General features: G+C 28.9%; 19 protein-coding genes. 5 read left to right on the top strand and 14 right to left on the bottom strand.

Annotation, left to right across the window (positions count from 1 at the left end; translation table 11 throughout):
- Positions 1 to 73 precede the first annotated feature (73 nt).
- Positions 74 to 691, top strand: a complete 618-nt coding sequence (gene ytaF / locus DY168_RS03110) for a sporulation membrane protein YtaF (protein WP_115640435.1) — start codon at positions 74 to 76, stop codon at positions 689 to 691.
- A gap of 167 nt (positions 692 to 858) precedes the next feature.
- On the opposite strand, the gene DY168_RS03105 is transcribed toward ytaF, so the two are convergent.
- The 5 genes from DY168_RS03105 to DY168_RS03085 all read right to left on the bottom strand — a co-directional run bounded on the left by DY168_RS03105 (position 859) and on the right by DY168_RS03085 (position 4,300).
- A complete protein-coding gene (locus tag DY168_RS03105) occupies positions 859 to 1,383 on the bottom strand; it encodes a phosphatase PAP2 family protein (RefSeq protein ID WP_172556252.1) in 525 nt (174 codons plus the stop codon).
- 103 nt (positions 1,384 to 1,486) lie between these two features.
- Positions 1,487 to 1,825 (bottom strand): arsenate reductase family protein, encoded by a 339-nt coding sequence (locus DY168_RS03100; RefSeq protein WP_115642394.1) that lies wholly within the window; start codon positions 1,823 to 1,825, stop codon positions 1,487 to 1,489.
- A gap of 60 nt (positions 1,826 to 1,885) precedes the next feature.
- On the bottom strand, positions 1,886 to 3,031 hold the full coding sequence (locus DY168_RS03095; RefSeq protein ID WP_115640433.1) for a DEAD/DEAH box helicase: 1,146 nt from the start codon (positions 3,029 to 3,031) through the stop codon (positions 1,886 to 1,888).
- 176 nt (positions 3,032 to 3,207) lie between these two features.
- Positions 3,208 to 3,576 (bottom strand): DUF2304 domain-containing protein, encoded by a 369-nt coding sequence (locus tag DY168_RS03090; protein ID WP_115640432.1) that lies wholly within the window; start codon positions 3,574 to 3,576, stop codon positions 3,208 to 3,210.
- A gap of 34 nt (positions 3,577 to 3,610) precedes the next feature.
- Positions 3,611 to 4,300 carry a glycosyltransferase family 2 protein gene (locus DY168_RS03085; RefSeq protein ID WP_115640431.1) on the bottom strand — a complete coding sequence of 230 codons (690 nt, stop codon included), beginning with the start codon at positions 4,298 to 4,300 and terminating at the stop codon, positions 3,611 to 3,613.
- 742 nt (positions 4,301 to 5,042) lie between these two features.
- On the opposite strand from DY168_RS03085, the gene DY168_RS03080 reads away from it, so the two are divergent.
- Together DY168_RS03080 and DY168_RS03075 are read left to right on the top strand one after the other, a co-directional pair.
- Positions 5,043 to 6,314, top strand: coding sequence for a DUF6020 family protein (locus DY168_RS03080; RefSeq protein ID WP_147291408.1), 1,272 nt, complete (start codon positions 5,043 to 5,045; stop codon positions 6,312 to 6,314).
- Positions 6,315 to 6,425: 111 nt separating this feature from the next.
- Positions 6,426 to 7,139 (top strand): lysophospholipid acyltransferase family protein, encoded by a 714-nt coding sequence (locus DY168_RS03075; protein ID WP_115640429.1) that lies wholly within the window; start codon positions 6,426 to 6,428, stop codon positions 7,137 to 7,139.
- Between the two features lie 96 nt (positions 7,140 to 7,235).
- Here DY168_RS03075 and DY168_RS03070 read toward each other — a convergent pair whose 3' ends face one another.
- On the bottom strand, positions 7,236 to 8,069 hold the full coding sequence (locus DY168_RS03070; RefSeq protein ID WP_242984042.1) for a polysaccharide deacetylase family protein: 834 nt from the start codon (positions 8,067 to 8,069) through the stop codon (positions 7,236 to 7,238).
- A gap of 97 nt (positions 8,070 to 8,166) precedes the next feature.
- Here DY168_RS03070 and DY168_RS03065 point away from each other — a divergent pair, with 97 nt between their 5' ends.
- Positions 8,167 to 9,939, top strand: coding sequence for a M3 family oligoendopeptidase (locus DY168_RS03065; RefSeq protein ID WP_115640428.1), 1,773 nt, complete (start codon positions 8,167 to 8,169; stop codon positions 9,937 to 9,939).
- A 212-nt stretch (positions 9,940 to 10,151) separates the two neighbouring features.
- On the opposite strand, the gene DY168_RS03060 is transcribed toward DY168_RS03065, so the two are convergent.
- Genes DY168_RS03060 through DY168_RS03040 form a run of 5 tightly spaced genes read right to left on the bottom strand, consistent with a single transcriptional unit; the run spans position 10,152 to position 14,570 of the window.
- A complete protein-coding gene (locus DY168_RS03060) occupies positions 10,152 to 10,508 on the bottom strand; it encodes a NifB/NifX family molybdenum-iron cluster-binding protein (protein WP_115640427.1) in 357 nt (118 codons plus the stop codon).
- Positions 10,509 to 10,557: 49 nt separating this feature from the next.
- Positions 10,558 to 11,655 carry a GerAB/ArcD/ProY family transporter gene (locus tag DY168_RS03055; RefSeq protein WP_115640426.1) on the bottom strand — a complete coding sequence of 366 codons (1,098 nt, stop codon included), beginning with the start codon at positions 11,653 to 11,655 and terminating at the stop codon, positions 10,558 to 10,560.
- Positions 11,652 to 11,873: a hypothetical protein gene (locus tag DY168_RS03050; protein WP_115640425.1), complete on the bottom strand. Its 222-nt coding sequence runs from the start codon at positions 11,871 to 11,873 to the stop codon at positions 11,652 to 11,654. Before DY168_RS03050 ends, DY168_RS03055 begins: the two co-directional genes overlap by 4 nt.
- A 1-nt stretch (position 11,874) precedes the next feature.
- Positions 11,875 to 13,026 (bottom strand): Ger(x)C family spore germination protein, encoded by a 1,152-nt coding sequence (locus tag DY168_RS03045; RefSeq protein ID WP_115640424.1) that lies wholly within the window; start codon positions 13,024 to 13,026, stop codon positions 11,875 to 11,877.
- Positions 13,026 to 14,570 carry a spore germination protein gene (locus tag DY168_RS03040; RefSeq protein ID WP_242984041.1) on the bottom strand — a complete coding sequence of 515 codons (1,545 nt, stop codon included), beginning with the start codon at positions 14,568 to 14,570 and terminating at the stop codon, positions 13,026 to 13,028. The genes DY168_RS03045 and DY168_RS03040 overlap by 1 nt, the downstream gene beginning before the upstream one ends.
- A 169-nt stretch (positions 14,571 to 14,739) precedes the next feature.
- Between DY168_RS03040 and DY168_RS03035 the strand changes: the two genes are divergently transcribed.
- Entirely contained in the window at positions 14,740 to 15,642 is a 903-nt protein-coding gene (locus DY168_RS03035) for a tetratricopeptide repeat protein (protein WP_172556251.1), read from the top strand.
- A 70-nt stretch (positions 15,643 to 15,712) separates the two neighbouring features.
- Here the strand turns inward: DY168_RS03035 and tkt are convergent, their stop codons facing one another.
- From tkt to DY168_RS03020, 3 genes are all read right to left on the bottom strand, one after another.
- The gene (gene tkt, locus DY168_RS03030) at positions 15,713 to 17,692 is read right to left on the bottom strand and encodes a transketolase (protein WP_115640422.1); all 1,980 of its coding nucleotides are present in this window, start codon (positions 17,690 to 17,692) and stop codon (positions 15,713 to 15,715) included.
- A 326-nt stretch (positions 17,693 to 18,018) separates the two neighbouring features.
- Positions 18,019 to 19,137, bottom strand: a complete 1,119-nt coding sequence (locus DY168_RS03025; RefSeq protein WP_115640421.1) for an ISAs1 family transposase — start codon at positions 19,135 to 19,137, stop codon at positions 18,019 to 18,021.
- 75 nt (positions 19,138 to 19,212) lie between these two features.
- Positions 19,213 to 20,028 carry a hypothetical protein gene (locus DY168_RS03020; RefSeq protein WP_115640420.1) on the bottom strand — a complete coding sequence of 272 codons (816 nt, stop codon included), beginning with the start codon at positions 20,026 to 20,028 and terminating at the stop codon, positions 19,213 to 19,215.
- Positions 20,029 to 20,061: the final 33 nt, after the last annotated feature.

The following is a 20,061-nucleotide window of genomic DNA, read 5'->3' as shown; positions in this document are numbered from 1 at the left end:
TATCTATAATTCCCTACTATATTCCCGGGGAAATACGATAAAGTCTTACAAAATAATATTGGCAGGTGATATGATGTTAGAGTCCCTACTATTAGTACTAGCCTTATCTTTAGATGCACTAGTGGCTAGTATTGCTTATGGTGCAAATAAAATAAAAATCCCCTTTTTATCTATAACAGTTATTAATATAGTTTGTTCTTCTTGCCTTGCTATATCCCTTTTTTTTGGTTCTATAATAAAAAAACTTATTCCAGGTAACATTACCTCCATAATAAGCTTTTTAATATTGTTTTTACTAGGTATATACTATTTATTTCAAAGTCTTGTGAAGAATTATATAGGTAAAGCTTCAGGTAAGAAGATAAATTTAAAATTATTTGATTTAAGATTTATAATTGATATATATGCCGATGAAACTAAAGCCGACTTTAATAATTCAAAGGAGCTAGAGCCAAAAGAAGCCCTATATCTAGCAATAGCTCTATCTTTAGACTCGCTAGCTGTTGGGTTTGGAAGTAGTCTTGGAAATGCTAATTATATACAGGTAATTTTGTTATCTTTAGTTTGTGGTATTGTAGCTATATATTCAGGTGTCTTTTTAGGTAAGAAGCTTGCTAAAACTTCAAAATTAGATTTATCTTGGCTTGGTGGAATATTGTTAATTATTTTATCTATTTTAAAGATAAGGTAATTTTTAAATTTAAACATACTATCCACCATTATTGTGAATTATAAAAAAGCATATTAAATATTTCAAATTAATATTAATATGTAACCTAAGGTTTTTAAATATTAATAAAATAAAAAGAAGCTTTAATAAAAGCTTCTTTTTATTAATATTATAGTTACATTGCAAAATTAATCTGTAACTATAAACTTCCTTATATACCTTTTATATATGTAATCTACTATAAAAACTAATATATAACCACCTATAACATCTAAAGGATAGTGATTGCCTACATATACCCTAGCAATACCTACCATTATAGATAGAAAGGTTAAAAACATTCCTATTAAATTATCAAATGAAAATAATCCTACCGCTATACTCATAGTTCCCATAGCATGATTACTTGGAAAAGAAGCATTACTTTTGTGATTTATAAGCAAATTAACCTTATTTTTAACAAAGGGCCTTTCCACATAAAAGACCCTACCAATTACAAAACTTAATACCATACTTATTATAGTTATTATTAGCGTTTCTATAGCATATTGAACTGGTCTTCTTTTCTTTTTATATATCCCTAATATAAGTATACTTCCTAAAGCTAATATAGATATATAAGGGCCATATTTTGAAGTTATAATCATTATTTCATCTAAAACACTACTTTTATTAGCTATATTATTTATTGCATGAAAGATATAATCATTCATTCTATTCACCATACTTTCTTTATCTAAAGACCTTACTATTGTATAAAGTCAGGGTTTTTTAACCTTTTAAATAAAGATGTTTAAGCTTTAGTATACCCTTTTTCTACTCCCAAATTTTCCAAGTCTCTATATCATAACCAACTGTAGCCATGTTCCCATTACGAACTATAGGTGTTTTATATAGTTTTGGGTTTTTTAAAAGTATTTCTTCTCTTGTACTATCGCTTCTAATATTTGAAAGATTTAGCTTTTCATATTCTTTACTTTCTTTATTTATTAAATTTATTAATCCTACAGAAGATTTTACACTTTGTAATTCGCCCTTGCTTAAAGCCTTTTCATTTAAATCAATAAACTGATATTTTATATTTCTCTCCTTAAAATACCTTTCTGCCTTTTTCGTATCAAAGCACTTTTTTATGCCAAAAACTTGAATATTCATAACTAATAACTCACCTCTAAACATTTCCTATAAACTTGTGCAAAAGTCTAAATTCTCCTATTAATCTTCTTGAATCTCAACTCTTCCACCATACAGATATTTCTCTTTAATAACAATCTTAAAATTATCCTCATATTTCTTTATAAGGCTTTCTTCTTTAGGATCTACAAGAGAGAATACTTCTCCTATTTCTCCTGCCCTTCCAACTCTTCCTACTCTATGTAAGTAATCTTTAGAATCCTTTGGAAGATCTAAATTTATCACATGGGTTATACCTTTAATATCAAGGCCCCTTGCAGCAATATCTGAAGCAACTAAAACTTGTATGCTACCTTTTCTAAAGTTTTCTAAAGCTCTTTGTCTGTCTTCCTTATCATTACTACCGTGAACAGAGTCTACCTTTATATTATGAAATCTAAGCTTTTCAAGAGTTTTATCTACATCATAACTACTGTTAATAAATATAAGGGCCCTTTTAGGATTTACTGAAGATATAAGTTTTCTTAACGTATCTATTTTCTTTCTATGTTCAGTCAAAATATACCCATGAATTATATCCTCATTAACAGTATTTGTATCTTTAACACTTACAACAACAACATCTAGAGCTAATGTTTTGGAAGCATCTAAGGTATTTCCTGTTATAGTAGCTGAAAACATCATCATTTGAGCATCCTTTGGTGTAGCTTTTATTATCTCTTTTATAGAAGGAATATTATCTTTATCTAAAAGCTTATCTACCTCGTCAATAACTATAATCCTTATAGTGTGGGCTGATATCTTCCTCTTTTTTATAAGTTCTAATATTCTTCCTGAAGATCCTACTATAATATGTGGCTTTGACTTTAACTTTTCTATTTGCCTTGTAATATTAGCGCTTCCTATTAAAGGTGTAGATAAAACTTCTATACCCGAACTATTTCTTAAATCTGAAATAGTATTATGTATCTGCATTACAAGCTCATGTGTTGGAGCTATTATTATACATTGCATCTCTTTTTTATTTACATCTATCTTTTCTATTATAGGTAAAAGATAAGATAGTGTCTTACCTGTACCTGTCTCAGACTGTCCTATTAAATTTTTCCCCTCTAACGCTAAAGGAATTACTTTTTCTTGAATTTCTGTAGGATTTTCAATTCCTAAACTTTCTAACCCATTTATCATCTTTTGTGTTATTTTAAGACTTTCAAAATTAACTTCCATCTTTTTTCTACCTCTTTCATCAAGTTACCTGATTATTAATTTTATCAATAGTTCTATCTATTGTCAAAAAATTATTGTAAGGATTACTTTATCTAAAATGTTATATAAAAAAGACCAGCATATTTCAAAAAAATTACTGATCTCTAGTTAATACTTATATATCACGTTTTACAATACTAGTTATTATCTTTTTCTTTTTCTTTAGATAACCCTTCAACCTTAAGTTTTAAAATTGCAACCTCTTGTACTAAATCTTTTATACTGTTAGATCTTTTTGAAATAGTTAATGTTAACGTAAATGTTACTAACAAAAGAAAAAATATAACCAAAAGAAATATTGTGTTAACAGGTTCTTCAATATGTATAAGTCTTGAAATACTAGTTAAAATACCCGGGAATATAGACATTAATATAAAAATCAAACTAGATAAAACCCAAACTAGACTATGTCTGAGATCCATCTTATAATTTGTTATCATTTTATAAATAAATATAAAAAATCCTATTGAAACTAATGTTAGAATAATCTGAAGCTGATAATTCATCTATCCATCCTCCAAAGTTCAAATTATAACTATGTTATTTACTGGAAACCGAGGTGAAACATATAGCTATTGAAACCTTTATCATATAATATATAGATTTAATGAGATTTATTGAAGATACTCCACTTTCTCTTTCATTCATTACTACAGGAATCTCTTTTATACGAAGCTTATTTTTCGCTAAAGAAACTAATGTTTCAGGCTCTGGATAATCTGTAGGATATCTTCTTGCAAACATCTTAATTACAGTTTTATCACAGGCTCTAAATCCCGAAGTCGGATCCGTTATCCTTTTTTTAGATACCAAATATATAAGATTTGAAAAGTATACTATGCCTATTCTTCTTGCAAATGTAGATTGAAATCCAGCCTTATCTATAAACCTAGACCCAAGACACATATTTTCTCCATTATTAATCTCTTCAATAAGGTCCTTTATGTACTTAGGATTATGCTGACCATCTCCATCTACCTGCACAGCCACATCATAATTATTATAATATGCAAATTTATATCCAGTCTGCACAGCTCCACCAATACCTAAGTTAGATCCTAAATCCACCTTATAAACCGGTGGCTGAAATCTTAAAAGTCTTGTATTATCTGTAGAGCAATCATTTACTACTAATATATCATAAAAAGGACAACAAACCTTTATGTTATCTATTAATTTGATTAAGTTTTCTTCTTCATTAAAAGCAGGAATAATGATTAGTACTTTCATCTTTGATTTCCCCCTTTATTTTATCTTTTATCAGGCAAAATAGTAATAGAACCTATCCATAAATTAATAATGTCATAAGCTTATTATACTATTATCTTCATACCTTTTATCTATTATATAAGATTTCTTATAATCTACATTAATTATATTACCACATTTATCAATTCAAATCATTAAGTATGTGAGAATTTATGATATAATATGTTACATATCTTAATTTATAACATATACAAAATAATTATTTTAGAGGTGAAGTATGATTAAAAGCAACGTTACTAACAATGTATCTAGTTTAATTTTAGGTGTTATTTATAGTTTTACAATTTCTCTTTACATTAATCCAAACAATAATAATAGGATGCTTATACCCCTATTTTTTATTATTCCATTAACCCTATTTTTCAGTAAAATAATAAATGAATTACCTAACAAATTTAATAATTTAAACAAAAAGAACAAGATACTAATACCTATCTTTTCTTTTATGGCATGTATATTATATAAAATTATATTTATATCTTATAAAAATTACTTATTATCCTATCCAACTATTATTAAGTATTCAATCAATATATTTATGTTTTTGCTTCTTTTTATTTCTTTTTCAATTCTTTTTATATCACTTTTACAGTTTGAAATTCCAGTTAAGCATGAACATATAAGTAAAAAAAGAATACTTATCTATGCTGTCCCTTTTATTTTATTGGGTATCTTTTATTTACTGGCATTTTACCCAGGGGTTATGACAGCAGATTCCATGAATCAATGGTGGCAAATATCAGAAGGTGTATACTATGATTCTAACCCTGTAGTACATACTTTATTCACCTATTTAATTACAAAAGTATGGTATTCTCCAGCTGCAGTTGTTATAGTTCAAGTACTTATTATGTCTATAATGATTGGATATTGTATGTATAACTTCGAAAGACTTGGTGTTGACAAAAAGATTCTATACTTAATCACTTTAGTCATGGCCTTAAACCCTGTTAATGGAATAATGTTTATTACTTTGTGGAAGGATATAATCTATAGCGGATTTATACTCTTATTTACAATGCTAATTATAAACATTGTTATCACTAATAATGAATGGATATATAATAGGAAAAATCTTATTTATTTTATACTTTGTTCCCTAGGGGTTGTATTATTTAGACACAATGGCCTGGTTCCACTATTTGGAACATTAATAATGTTAATACTAGTAAACATAAAGAAATCAAAGCCATATATAATAACATTTGTTTCTGTTTTAACTATTTTTCTTTTAATAAAGGGACCAATTTATAGTCTAATTGGAATAGAACCAGCTTCCTCTAGTGAGGCTTTTGGAATTCCAACACAGCAAATTGCTGCTGTTATAAAAAATAATGGTTATTTAAATGAAGAACAATTAAAAAAGGCTACTGAAATAATGCCTTTAAGTTCTTGGTCAGAAAATTACATGCCAGGAAATGTAGATTATATTAAATTTCACAAAGACTTTAAAGTAGATAGTTTAATGGATGATAAAGTGGGATTTCTTAAGCTTTGGGCCGGTGCCTGCATTCAAAATCCTAAGATAGCCTTCGATTCCTACCTAAGTCAAACTGCCATAGGGTGGTCAGTTAAAGGATATGTGAACGGGGGTAGTAGGGGGATTTTAGAAAACTCTTTAGGATTAAAACAAACTGTTTTAATTAACAGTTTAACTAAACTTTGCAATAAATTTTTAGACCTTACTCAGAAACCTGATTTACAACATTTCTTTTGGAAACCAGCTTTTCAAATGTTTTTTATTTTGTTATTTGGGCTTTTAGCCATATTAAGAAATGGTTCAAAAACCTTACTTGTAATTTTACCAGTACTGCTAAATGCAGCAACTATATTTATAGCAACACCAGCTCAAGATTTTAGATATCTTTATTCTAACACCCTAGTTTACCTTATACCTATTGTATTTTGTTTTATTAAAATAGATAGTGTTAAACATGATATTTCTATTGTACCTAAGGCTACTTCTAAAAAGTAATTTTATATAATGCTTCTATTTGTCACTTTAATAAAAGTAATCTTTGTAATATAATTAAACTAGTTATTTTACAAAGGTATCCTAAACTAAAATTCAGATAGGAGATTTATTATGCTTAGAACTATAGCTTGGTACACTCACTTTACCACAAGTTTAATTGGCAAAATCCCTGGTATTTATAAAGTTAAATCTTTAGAACGCCAAGGAAAAATTAAAGAAAAAGATGAATATGTTAATAAGGTTACATCAGATTGGGCTATGTCTCATGTTAAGCTCAGCGGAGCAAAGGTTAATGTTTATGGTAAGGAAAATATTCCAAAGGACATTCCTGTACTATTTGTTAGTAATCATCAAGGTAATTTTGATATTGCACTATTTATGAGTTACATAGATAAGCCTAAAGGCTATGTTGCTAAAATCGAAATGAAAAAGATACCTGTTTTAAAAACATGGATGGAATATATGCACTGTGTATTCATGGATAGAAGTAGCATTAGAAAATCCGCTGAAGCTATTGTAGAAGGTATAAAAATCCTTAAAAGCGGTTACTCTTTAGTAATATTTCCTGAGGGAACTAGAAGTCGTGGAAATGAAATAGGTAACTTCAAAGCTGGAAGCTTCAAATTAGCTACTAAAGCTAAGGTACCTATAGTCCCTGTTACCCTAAATGGATCTTATAAGCTCATGGAACAAAATGGAGGCAGAGTAAAACCTGCTGAAGTTGAAATATTTATACATCCAATGATAAGGACAGATAACCTTTCAAAAGAAGAATTAGATAATCTACCTTCTGATGTTAAGGGAATTATACAAAGTAAATTATAATACTTTTCCTAAAAACAAAGAATCAATATGCTATTCTTTATATTGATTCTTTGTTTTTTATGTATTGCTTTTATTTTAGTACTTAATATTCATATGTTATTTGTTAACTACTTTTATGAAATGATCTATATTCATATATCCACTTACAAGAACTCTTTTTAATTGATTTAAATCATCTCTTCCAGTAGCATGTCCAGATTTTGTTGTAAAGGCCATCTTATACCCTTGAAGACGAGCATCAGCAATCACATCTTTATTGCACCTACCAAAAGGATACGCTATGTATTTCACCTCTTTATTTAACACTTCATCAATATAATCTTTAGAATCTTTCAATGTATTAATCCTATCAATTTCTGTAAGCTTGTCTAGCTTTGCATGATTGGTAGTATGGCTTTCAATGTCAATGTTATTAAGTTGCATTTCTTTAATTTCATCTACACTAAGGTAAGCACTTCCACCTAAATAGTCTGTAACTACGAAAATGGTAGCATTCATCGCAAATTCCTTTAATATTGGGTAAGCATTATGGTAATTATCTTTATACCCATCATCAAAGGTTATTGCTATAGATTTATCTTTAAAAGGCTTATTGTTTTTTAAGTGGTCATATACTTCATCCATGCTTAATACACTAAAACCACTATCTTTTAGATATTTCATTTGCTCATAAAAACCATCTTTAGTAACTCTAAACATCTTTTTATCATCTTCCGTAATAGAGTGATACATGAGCACAGGTATATCATACCCTCTTTCATTAAAATTATTTTGAGATAAAACTTGTCGTACCATAAATAGATTAATTACTATTAATATAACAGTAAACTTAATCCACCCTGGGTTCTTTTTCATAAAAACCTCACTTTCTTGCATATCCGTAATAATAGCATGTGTTATTTTTAATATAAATACCATATTAACACACAACTTACCACCTTTACTAATTTATTTTTTTGTTTTATGTAGAAGCACTATGTATAAATGGTATATACTATTTATATAAGCATTATAGGGAGGTATCATTATGAATTTAAACTGGAGCTTAAAAGAACTCTATACTTCTTTTGATAACAAAGAATTTAAAGAAGATCTAAATGAGTTGAAACTATTTATATCTAAAATAAATAGTGAAGTTGATTCCGACATAAATGGCAACGACATAAAATCTACCCTTGAAAAATATATAAATGACAATATAAGACTTACAAAATTAGTAACAAATTTATACTCTTTTTGTAGCTTAACAACCTCTGTTGATACTAATAATTCTGAGGCCTTAAAAAACACAGAAATAATTCAAAAGATGTTAGCTGATATGGCTAAAAGCGATTCAAATTATAAAAAATTCATAGGGTCTATTGATAATTTAGATAATATAATAGAATCTAGCCCTTTACTTAAAGAACATGAATTTATACTTAAAGAAATTAAAAACAATAGTAAGTACGTACTAAGTGATAAAGAGGAATCTATAATAGCAAAAATGCAAACTACAGGCTCCTCAGCTTTTGACACACTAAAAGAGGCTTTAGTTTCAAAGCTCATGGTAGATATAGATATTAATGGAGAAATACAAGTATTACCCCTTACAGAGGTTAGAAATTTAGCTCATCACAAAGATAGCAAAGTTAGAAAGGCTGCATATTATGCTGAACTTGAAAGTTACAAAAAGATTGAAGACTCAGCAGCTGCCGCCCTTAATGGAATAAAGGGTGAAGTTATAACCACTTCTAGATTAAGGGGATATGAGTCACCTCTTCATGAGTCTTTAATTAAATCTAGAATGGATATGGAAGCATTAGATGCTATGATTGATGCTATGAAGGAATATATGCCTCATTTTAGAGAATACCTAAAAAAGAAATCAGAAATTCTAGGTTATAAAACCGGGCTACCTTTTTATGAAATATTTGCTCCAATTGGCAATGCAAATAAAACCTATAGCTATGATGAAGCAAAAGACTTCGTTGAAGAAAACTTTAGAACCTTTAGTAATAAACTTGGAGATTTTGCTAAAAGGGCTTTTGATGAAAACTGGATTGATGTACTACCAAAGGAGGGAAAGGTAGCTGGAGCTTTTTGTGCTGGCCTTCCTACCCTAGGACAAAGTAGGATAATGTTAAACTTTGGTGGAAACCTTAGTGACGTAATTACTCTAGCTCATGAACTTGGGCACGGATACCATGGTGATTGTCTACTTAACGAATCTATACTAAACTCTGATTATCCAATGCCTATAGCGGAAACAGCTTCTACCTTCTGTGAAACCATTGTTAAAAAGGCTACTTTAAAGAAGGCAACCAAGGAAGATGCTTTAAGCATTTTAGAAAGCGAGCTTCAAGATTCTACACAAATTATTATAGATATTTATAGTAGATTTTTATTCGAGAAAAAGTTATTTGAAATGAGGGAGGAGGCAGCCTTAACTCCTAAAGAACTTAACGAAATAATGATTTCTTCTCAAAAAGAGGCCTATGGTGATGGTTTAGATCAAGATTTACTACACCCATATATGTGGATTTGTAAGCCTCACTACTATTCAGCAGGATATAGCTATTATAACTTCCCTTATGCCTTTGGTTTGCTATTTGCAAAGGGACTTTATGCTGAATATTTAAAAAAAGGTGAAGAATTTATTCCTAGGTATGATAAACTACTAGCACTTACAGGTAAAAACAGTGCAGCAGATGTAACAAAGGTTATGAATATAGATATTCATGATATTAATTTTTGGAGAAACTCATTAGAAATAATAAAAGGTGATATAGATGAATTCTTAAACTTATGTAATAACTAATATGTATAATTCACTATATTTAAGAAATAACATTAGATATTTAAAATTTCTTATGTTCTCTCTTAATACTAAAAGTATATAAAATAAAAAGAAAGCTTCAGCTATTTTAAGCGATTACACTTAAAACAATTGAAGCTTTCTTTCTTGAATAAATTCATTAAAGTTATGCACTTTTAAAATTTGAAGGCATAATACTCATATATAATTATACTTTAATGTTTATGATGCTCACCATTATGGTTACACACTACATTCTTATCCTCTAATTTACCTTTTAAGTAATCCTCTAGTATTTCATCTATTTTTCCACTAACGCCTCTTATAACTTCTAAATTACTTTCTTTTAGAGCATTATAAGCACCAGCTCCTATTCCCCCAGTTATAACTAAGGAAACGCCTTCATCTAAAAGTAACTTTGAAAGCCCTCCATGATTATGTTGTAACTCTAAAGCTGAAACTTCCTTTTTATTTGTAATGTTTTCCTCTTTAATTTCAGCAATTAAAAAACTTTCACTTTTTCCAAAGTGTTGATTAATAACTTCTCCATTTTTAGGCATTGCTATTTTCATATGCACAGATCCTTTCCATATAATATATATACATTATACACCATGTTCTTTAAACTTCCTTATTATTAGTTGAATATTTTTTCTTTAATAAAGCAACTATAAATATTATAAGTGGAAATAAGATTTGCATCAAAAATGCATAGGAAGGCCATAGATCATTTGTAAATTCCATAGCTTCCATAATACTTTTAAACATTATTTGCACAAAATTTATCATTAAAATAACTACAGGAATTAAAATGTATCTATAATTCTTTAAATTGAATACTTTTGTTACGCCCTTAGATACTCCAAGTACACAAAAGCTTATTTGAATAAATTGTATTATTGTAAAAGCTATAGAAACTACCACCTCTGCTCTTTGAAACTCCCCTTGTAACTTCAACCTTTTTATAGCCTCATATCCTACATAATAAAATGAGTTATAATCCTCACCTCCAAGTATCATTATATTTACAAGTGTAAATACTACTACCATTATCCCACCGATCATTAATGGTTTAACGAATATATATTTACTCTCTTTGTTATAATCAACATAGTCAAAAAACGTCATAAATATAAATATTCCACTGAAAGGAAATGTCACTAATTTAAGTGACTCTTTTGATATAGCTTTAATTCCACTATAAAATACTGGTTGTAAATTTGTAATATCCATTTCAGGTATTAATAATATCCATACCAAAATTATAAACAACAATATAATCCTTATAAAAAACTGAGTCCATGCTGACATAACTTCAATTCCTTCTTTTAATATCCATATTATTAAAGCACCAATACATATACTACAGATTACAGATGGAGTATTAAAAAGAGCTGTTAGTTTAATAAAGTCAATAAAATCTCTTAACAAATAAGATCCTAATAAAAATGCATGAACAGTAAAAATTATATTTATAAACTTTCCAAAAACCTTTCCGAAAACTATTTCTATAATATCAAATAAGTTACTTCCTTGGTGTAAATACATAATCCTACTATACATAATCATAAGAGGAATACTAATTGTTACTGCTATAATAGAAGCTATCCATGCATCTTGTTTTAAACTAGCCCCCATATTAAATAAAAGGTATCCTCCTATACTATAGCAAAATATAAAAAGTTGCATTTGCTTATTGGATATAGATTCTCCCTTCATAAAATTCCTCCTAGTATACTTTTTATTACAGTTAATACCCTTCCGAAATATACCATTGGCTGCATATTAACTTTTAAAGAAGTTAATATACTTATTACTACACTTATAGACATTATACATACATATACAATTGCCTCCTTTTTTAACCTATTACTATATAAATACATTAATTCAATGCTCGATATTAAAATATATACCATCAATACTAAAACAATCATATCAATCGCCCACTTTTATATTTTTATTAGTTACTCCATTATATTTAATCTCTACATTTACATCTAAATTAATCTCTATATCTTCGAATATATCTAACCATTGATCTTCCATCTCTCTCCATTCACTAGGCTTCTTCTTTTTCAATACCTCTCCAAATCCTATTGCATCACTTTTGTATTCCTTTTGAAGTTTTTCTATTACTTTATAACAATTAGTGGTTATTTGTTCTGCTGATTGTTTTTTTAATTTATCTCTTTCATCTTTTAAAATGTAATTAACTTCACTTGATTCTAATTCAGATAAAGCTGTATCTATATTTATAGTCATATCTATAATAACCTTATTATCTTTTACTTTAGGATTTATACTTTTATTAATATCCATAATTTCTAAACTCACATTATTATCATCTTCCAATTCTATAGGTAATATAAATTTTAAATTTTCTTCTTTTAATATTTGCAAAAACATAGTTTCAAATCCATCTAATTTTCCTACTACCTTTTCTCCTCTAAATATAGCGGTTCCGGAAACTTCAAATTTTGATTCATAACTCTTATTATCTACATTAACCATAGGAACTATAGCAGAAGAGCCTGTATCTGAGATGTCACTTATAAGCTTAAATAATTCCATATCTATATACTTACCTATTTTATTTGCATTTGCATTAGTTGCAGCTAACTCATAGGATATAACTTCACTTCCTTCTTTTCCTTTACGTAGTATATCTGAGGCAGTATCACTTTCAGATATTAAAATCCACATATCATTCCTCAGTTGTACATCCCTATCTATTAAATCAATAACTGAAACTATTCCTTCTTCTGCAATTTCCTTGCTTACGATAAATACTTTTGCATGAGATACTTGAAGCATGTTTCCTGTGTATTTAATAGCATCTCTAAATGCCGCATGTAGCGTTTTTGACCTACTTTCAATAATAATAGAATTTATTGATTTTGAGTTGGTAGAGCCTTCTAAAACCTCTAATGTTAATATGTACTCATTGGTGTCTTTATCTTTATCTACTGCCATACCAGCTACATATTTTACATCCACCATTTCTTCATAATCCCAGCATCCTAAAAATGTCACTGTAAAAGATATTAATATAAATAACATAACTGATTTCTTTAAATGTCTTTTCATTATTTATACCTTCTTTTAATATAATTTTTACTTCTTACTCTATCTTTAGCAATAAACTTTGTTCTGTATTTTAATTTCCACCATGGTGCCCTTATACCAGAATCTCTTATATTATATTTGTCTAAATCTATAAGTTTCATCATATAAGGTATACCAAAACTCTTTATAGACATTAAGTGTATAATTAATCCCATAAGTGCAAAAATAACTCCATATAAGCCTAATATGGATCCTAAAATTAAAAACATCAATCTTGAAACAATTATTCCTGCATTCATTTCATACAATATTAGTCCACATATTCCTGCAATAGCAGTTACAATTACTATAGGTGCACTTACAAACTTAGCATTAACTGCAGCATCTCCTAGTACTAAAGCTCCTACAATACTTACTGTTCCTCCTATATGCTTTGGGAGTCTTAATCCTGCTTCTCTTATTATTTCAAATATAATAATCATTAGCAATGTTTCTACAACTGTGGGCAACGGTACCCCCTGCTTTGCAACGTATATACTTAAAGCAAGCTTCGTTGGGATAAGTTCTTTATGAAATGCAACAAAAGCAACATAAATACCCGGAGTACTTATCGTAAGTACAAATGCTATTAATCTTAAAATTCTATTTATAGATGCATAGATAAAACTATCATAATAGTCCTCATTTATTTGAAAGCCTTCAATAAATAAGTATGGTAGAGTCAATACCGTAGGTGACCCATCGCATAATATAACAATTCTACCTTGTAACAATTTAGATGCTGCTACATCTGGCCTTTCAGTATTTCCAATGGTCTTGAAAGGTGATAAAGGTCTATCATTTATAAATTCTTGTAGTGTGCCGCTAGAAAAAAAACCTTCTATATCTATTTTGTTTAGTCTAAATTTTAATTCTTTTAATATTTTAGGGTTTACTATACCATCAACATAACCAATACACACTCTTGTGTTGGTTCTAACCCCTATTTCCTGGATTTCAAACTTTAAATTTGGAGAGTTAATCCTTCTTCTTATTAAAGACATATTAACATTTAAGCTCTCATTGAAACCTTCTCTTGGTCCCTTCACTACAGTTTCCGATTGTGGTTCTGATATGCTTCTAGTCTCCCATGATTTTGTATTAAGAATTATGCCTTCATCAAAGCCTTCTATAAGTAGCAAGGTATCTCCAAATAGTAATGCCTTTAAAATCTTTTCAATCTCACTAGTTTCACTTAAATCATCTATTATTAAAACTTCTTCTTTTATATAATCTATCATGTCTTTAGATTGAACATCAAAATTATCTTGCATTAATGGATAGATTATATTTTCATTAATAACCTCTCTATCAGCCATTCCATCTATAAATATTAAACAAAACTTCAATTCAGTGTTCTTATTTTTAAACTCTCTATAAATTACTGTATCATGTGATTTAAGTATATTATCTTTAAATAATCCTATGTTTTCTTTAAGTGATTTCATTAAAGTATACTTACTGATATCATCCTTTAATGATTTACTATCTTTGTTACCTTCTATCTTGTTTGAAGAATCTTTCACAACCTCACCACCTTACAATATAGATTTTCACTTAATTATATTCTGTGCAAATACAGTAAATTTATTCATTTAATATTGTTATGCTATTCAAAATTTATTGTTAACATGGTATTATTACAATATAATTTAAAAACTGTATCAATAAAAATAATGTTTAATGGAGGATGGTATGAAAACAAAATTAACTAGAATACTCCCAGACCTAGTCTTTGCTATAATAATATTTTCATCTATATCTATGGGATATCCCCTTTTAGGTAAAATACTATTAACTATCTACTTTTTGTATCTAATATATAAAAGTTTACCTGCTATATATGCAACAGCAGGGGGGAATGCTTATAAAAAGGGTAATAAAGAAAAGGCTTTAACTTATTTTAAAAAGGCTGCAAACTCTAAAAAGTCAAAAGCAAACTTTATATCCTCCTATGGCTATTTATTACTTAGAGATGGGAAGGTTTCAGAATCAGAACCTTACTTAGAAAAGGCTGTAGAACTTGATGATAACTTACCTCAAATTAAATATAGTTCTCTTCTTAATCTTAGTCTTTTAAGATGGAAGCAGGGAAGAATTCCCGAGGCTATAAAGATAGCAGAAGATTTAAAGCCTCATTATCTAAATTCTGTTGTATATGAAGTTCTTGGTTATTACTATATATCTAATGGAGACTATGAAAAGGCTAAGAATTTTAATGAAGAGGCTTTGCTTTATGATGAAGATGATGATGTCATTAAAGATAATATGGCTCAAACTCATTATTTCCTTTCTGAATATGAGGAAGCTGAAAAAATCTATTCAGAAATAATTCCTAATGTAGCTTTCCCTGAGGCCTATTACTATTATGCCCTTATAAAATTAGAGATGGGTGAACTAGACGAGTCGAAGAAGCTATTAGAAGTTGCTTTAACTAAAAAGGTTTCATTTATGTCTAATATAAATGAAGACTTAATCAAAAGTAAATTACATGAATTAAATAATTTAAGTTCAGTAAAAAACATAAGTGAACCTCAGAATCTAGATGACTTAAATAACTTAGATATCTTACATACACAAGATAACTTAGAAAACTAGTTGAATTTAAAAGGACTATATTGAGATAATCAATATAGTCCTTTTAATTAAACCTTTTGTTATAAAAATACTACTTTTTTAATTCTAAAGCCTTTTTAACTACGTTATCAACTGTAAATCCGAAGGTTTCGAATAAAACTTCTGCTTTTCCTGATGCTCCAAAATGATCTATTGATATTACATCTCCATCAAGTCCAACATATTTATGCCAACCAAAGGAAGTTGCAGCTTCTACTGCAATTCTTGATCTTACGCTTCTAGGAAGTACGGACTCTTTGTATTCACTACTTTGTGCTTCAAATAATTCAAATGAAGGCACACTTACAACTCTAGCATCGATATTATTTTTCTTTAATTCTTCTGCTGCTTTATAAATAAGTTCTACTTCGGATCCTGAGGCCATTAATATCATATCTGGAACCTCTTTTACTGAATCCTTAAGTATATACGCTCCCTTTAATGCTTCTTTACCTGTGTTATCATAAAGAGGTAACTTTTGTCTTGTAAGTACAAGAGATACAGGACCATCCTCCTTAGTTAAGGATAAGTACCATCCTGCTGCTGTCTCTTTAGAGTCTGCTGGTCTAAATACAGTCATATTAGGCATACTTCTTAAAGCGGCTAAATGTTCTATAGGCTCATGTGTAGGACCATCTTCACCAACTCCTATACTATCATGTGTAAGTACATAAGTTATTGGAAGTCCCATAATAGCTGAAAGTCTCATAGCACCTTTCATATAGTCACTAAACACAAAGAATGTAGATACAAAAACTCTAAGTCCTCCGTGTAAGTATATACCATTTCCAATAGCAGCCATAGCATGTTCTCTTACTCCAAAGTGTAAGTTTGCACCACTCCTATCCTCTGCTGAGAAATCTCCTCTATCTTTCATATAAGTCTTATTTGAAGGTGCAAGGTCTGCTGACCCTCCAATAAGATTAGGAATAAGTTTAGTTAACCTATTAATAAGTATTCCTGAAGATTCTCTTGTTGCCATAGGCTTTTCAAAGCTCCAAAAATCTTTATCATTTAATATTTCTGTGGATAACTTTCCATTAAACCAAGTGTCCCATTCTTTTGCAAGTTCAGGATAAGCCTTTTTATATGATTCAAATAAATCATTCCATGCTTTTTCTTTAGTTGCAGCATCTTTGTTAAAGCTTTTCATGTTTTCTTTAACTTCTTCTGGAACAGTAAATGGTTCATGCTTCCAACCAAAACCTTCTTTCAATACTTTTATATTATCTTCACCTAAAGGCTCTCCATGAGCTGAAGCTGTTCCTTGCTTAGCCGCGCATCCAAAACCTATTATATTTTTAACTATTATTATACTTGGTTTCTTTTTATCTTTTTTAGCTTCTTCTATAGCTTTACTTATTTCTTCAACGTTATTACCATCTGCCACATGTATTACTTGCCATCCATATGCATCATATCTTTTAGCTACATCTTCTCTAAAAGCGATATCTGTATCACCTTCTATGGATATGTTGTTAGAATCATATAACATAATAAGCTTACCTAGCTCTAAAGTTCCTGCAAGAGATGATGCTTCTCCTGAAATACCTTCCATTAGACAGCCATCTCCAGCTATAGTATAAGTATAGTGATCCACTACATTAAATCCTTCTTTATTAAACTTTTCTGCAAGATAAGATTCTGAAATAGCCATACCTACAGCATTACAGATTCCTTGACCTAAAGGTCCTGTAGTTGTTTCAACTCCATCTATATGCTTATATTCTGGATGTCCTGCAGTCTTACTTCCATACTGTCTAAAATTCTTTATATCTTCCATGCTAACATCATATCCAAAAATATTAAGTAATGAATAAATAAGCATTGATCCATGACCTGCTGAAAGCACAAATCTATCTCTATCAATCCAGTTTGAATTTTTAGGATTATGTTTTAAATGCTTAGCCCATAATGTATAAGACATTGGAGCGCAACCAAGTGGTAATCCTGGATGACCAGAATTTGCTTTTTGTATAGCCTCTGCTGATATAACCCTTATTGTGTCAATAGTTAATTTATCGATATTCATCTAATAAATCATCCTTTCTTATTTTGATAGTATTTTTGTTTAACTTATAAAAAAATAGTGATTTTTAATTTTAATTGAATTTAATATTATATCATTTAATATTATATCAAAAGTAAAATCTCATCTTCTAGTTTACCACACTAGCTTTTTTTAGAAAATAGCAAACAACATAAAAAACAGGGCAATTGCATCCTTATATTGTAATGAGCTAAAGTTTAATCATATTTTGGTAGTATAAGGATATTGTTGCACTTGAAAATATAGAAGTTTAATATAACGTTTACTTAAGATATTAGAACTGTAATAACTTTATGAAAACGATGTTTCTATTGGATTGAAGTTAAAACCTTTCTTAAATAATCATTATCCCAACCGGATTTGAGTCTTTTAGCTTTTACACCAATCTTTACTGATTTTTCATTTTTTAATAAGTTTAAAGCTATATGCCTTAAGATGGCAAAGTTTTCAGCTGCATTTTCAATTCTTATTCTGCTATCATCTTCTCTAAAAGCAATATCTAAAATCCAATGTAAGCTATTCTCTATTCCCCAATGTTTTCTAATGGCATCAGCAACCTTTTCAACATTTTCTGTTAAGCTCGAAATATAATACCTTCTTTCTTTAGATGTTTTATCGCCTATGGTTCTTTCAGATTCAACCATAATTATACTATTTAGGTTTTTCCACTCTGACTTCTGTGAAAGCCAGTTTAAATCGTTAATTAAGTAATGTTTACGTGTTTCAATTCTGCCATGATCTTTGTTAGTAGTCTTGAAAAAACTATATTCAACATCAGCAAATTTATTCTTAGATTCTTCTTCAAAAAAGTATTTTATATCGTTGGAAAAGTTTTTATGATTACCTTTTAAAGCTAAAACATAATCTCCGCCCTTTTTGATTATTTTTTTAGCTATATTTTTTTGAGTACCCATAGCATCAATTGTTACTATAGATTTATTTATATCTATCTTATCTAATAATTCTGGAATTGCTGTTATTTCATTTGATTTATCATTAACCTTTATCTGACCTAAAACTAAACCTAACTGATTTGACCATGCACTTACCATATGAATAGCTGATTTATTGTTACTTGTATCAAAGGAATGCCTAACTGTCTTGCCATCTATGGCAATTACGTCACCAGTAACTTTATCAGAAATATCTTTGATCCACTTAATAAACGCTTCCTGAAATTCTTTTGGATTAATAATAGAAAATACTCTTCCAAAAGTATCATGGGATGGTATCCCATGATTAAGCTCTAAGAATGTTGAAAACCACTCTTGTTTTGATGTGCCATATTGAGCTATATCTGTCCATGTATCGGCTCCGCATATTATTGCACAAGTTGCTATTGTTAGTATATCAATAAGCTTATGTTTTGAATTATTATCTCTTGGGTCTGAAATGCTTATAAAAGAATTTGAAAGTTCGTGATACATAATTATAAAAATCCCCTTTACATTAGTAATATTATTAAATAAATTCTACTATGTAAAGGGATTTAACTCAAGTTTTTAAATGCAATTGCCCTGACATAAAAAACTTATTACCAAACTAAATATGGAAAACATTATTGCTATCATTAAAAATATACTTAAATAAATATTATATCTAATCAATTGTAATCTATATTGTGTAATACTTACACTAAAATATACAAGAACTATATTCATTACAAATATAAATGCCAATAGAACTAAGAACCCGTCTTTACCGTTTTCTATATCTGCTTTGCTTAATGCCATATGAGATGATACACATATTGCAACTATTATAAATATCCAAAAGCTAATGTGCTGAAAATTATTAACACTAAAAATACTTTTTAAAAGCACTCCTGATAAGTTTAATAATGACAATACTAAATCTTTATCTATTCTATCACTGTTTATGCCGTAGATAACATATTTCTTTAATATGCTAAAAGATTGTGGCATAAAAGAGTACAATGCTAATATTAACACTGAAGTACCACTAAATATAGGACCTAAAGCTATAAACAAGTTGCCTATCCTTTGGTATAAGCTATTTTTATTGTAACTATGCTTAACATATCCTAATACCCCTTCTTTGTCCTTAAAATTCAAAAGTTTTATATCCACAATCTTATGATTAAATATTACACACATTATAGCATGACCTATTTCATGGATGGGGGTACCAATAAATGCTGTAATAAATATTCCCTTTCTACCTAAGGACCTTTGTATAAATGTATTTGCAGCCTTTTCAAAAAAGCCTAGTATAAGGCCTACAAAAAGAATTAACCCAGTGAAATATCCCATTTGCATTATTGTCATATTAATAACTTTTAGTAATGATTCTGTCATTATGTCACCTCAATTAAATTATATCATATATGT

Origin of the sequence: Clostridium putrefaciens, assembly GCF_900461105.1 — a bacterium.
Taxonomy (GTDB): Bacteria; Bacillota; Clostridia; order Clostridiales; family Clostridiaceae; genus Clostridium_L; species Clostridium_L putrefaciens.
Note: the sequence above shows the minus strand (reverse complement) of the source record. Positions and strands in the feature narration are given on the sequence as shown.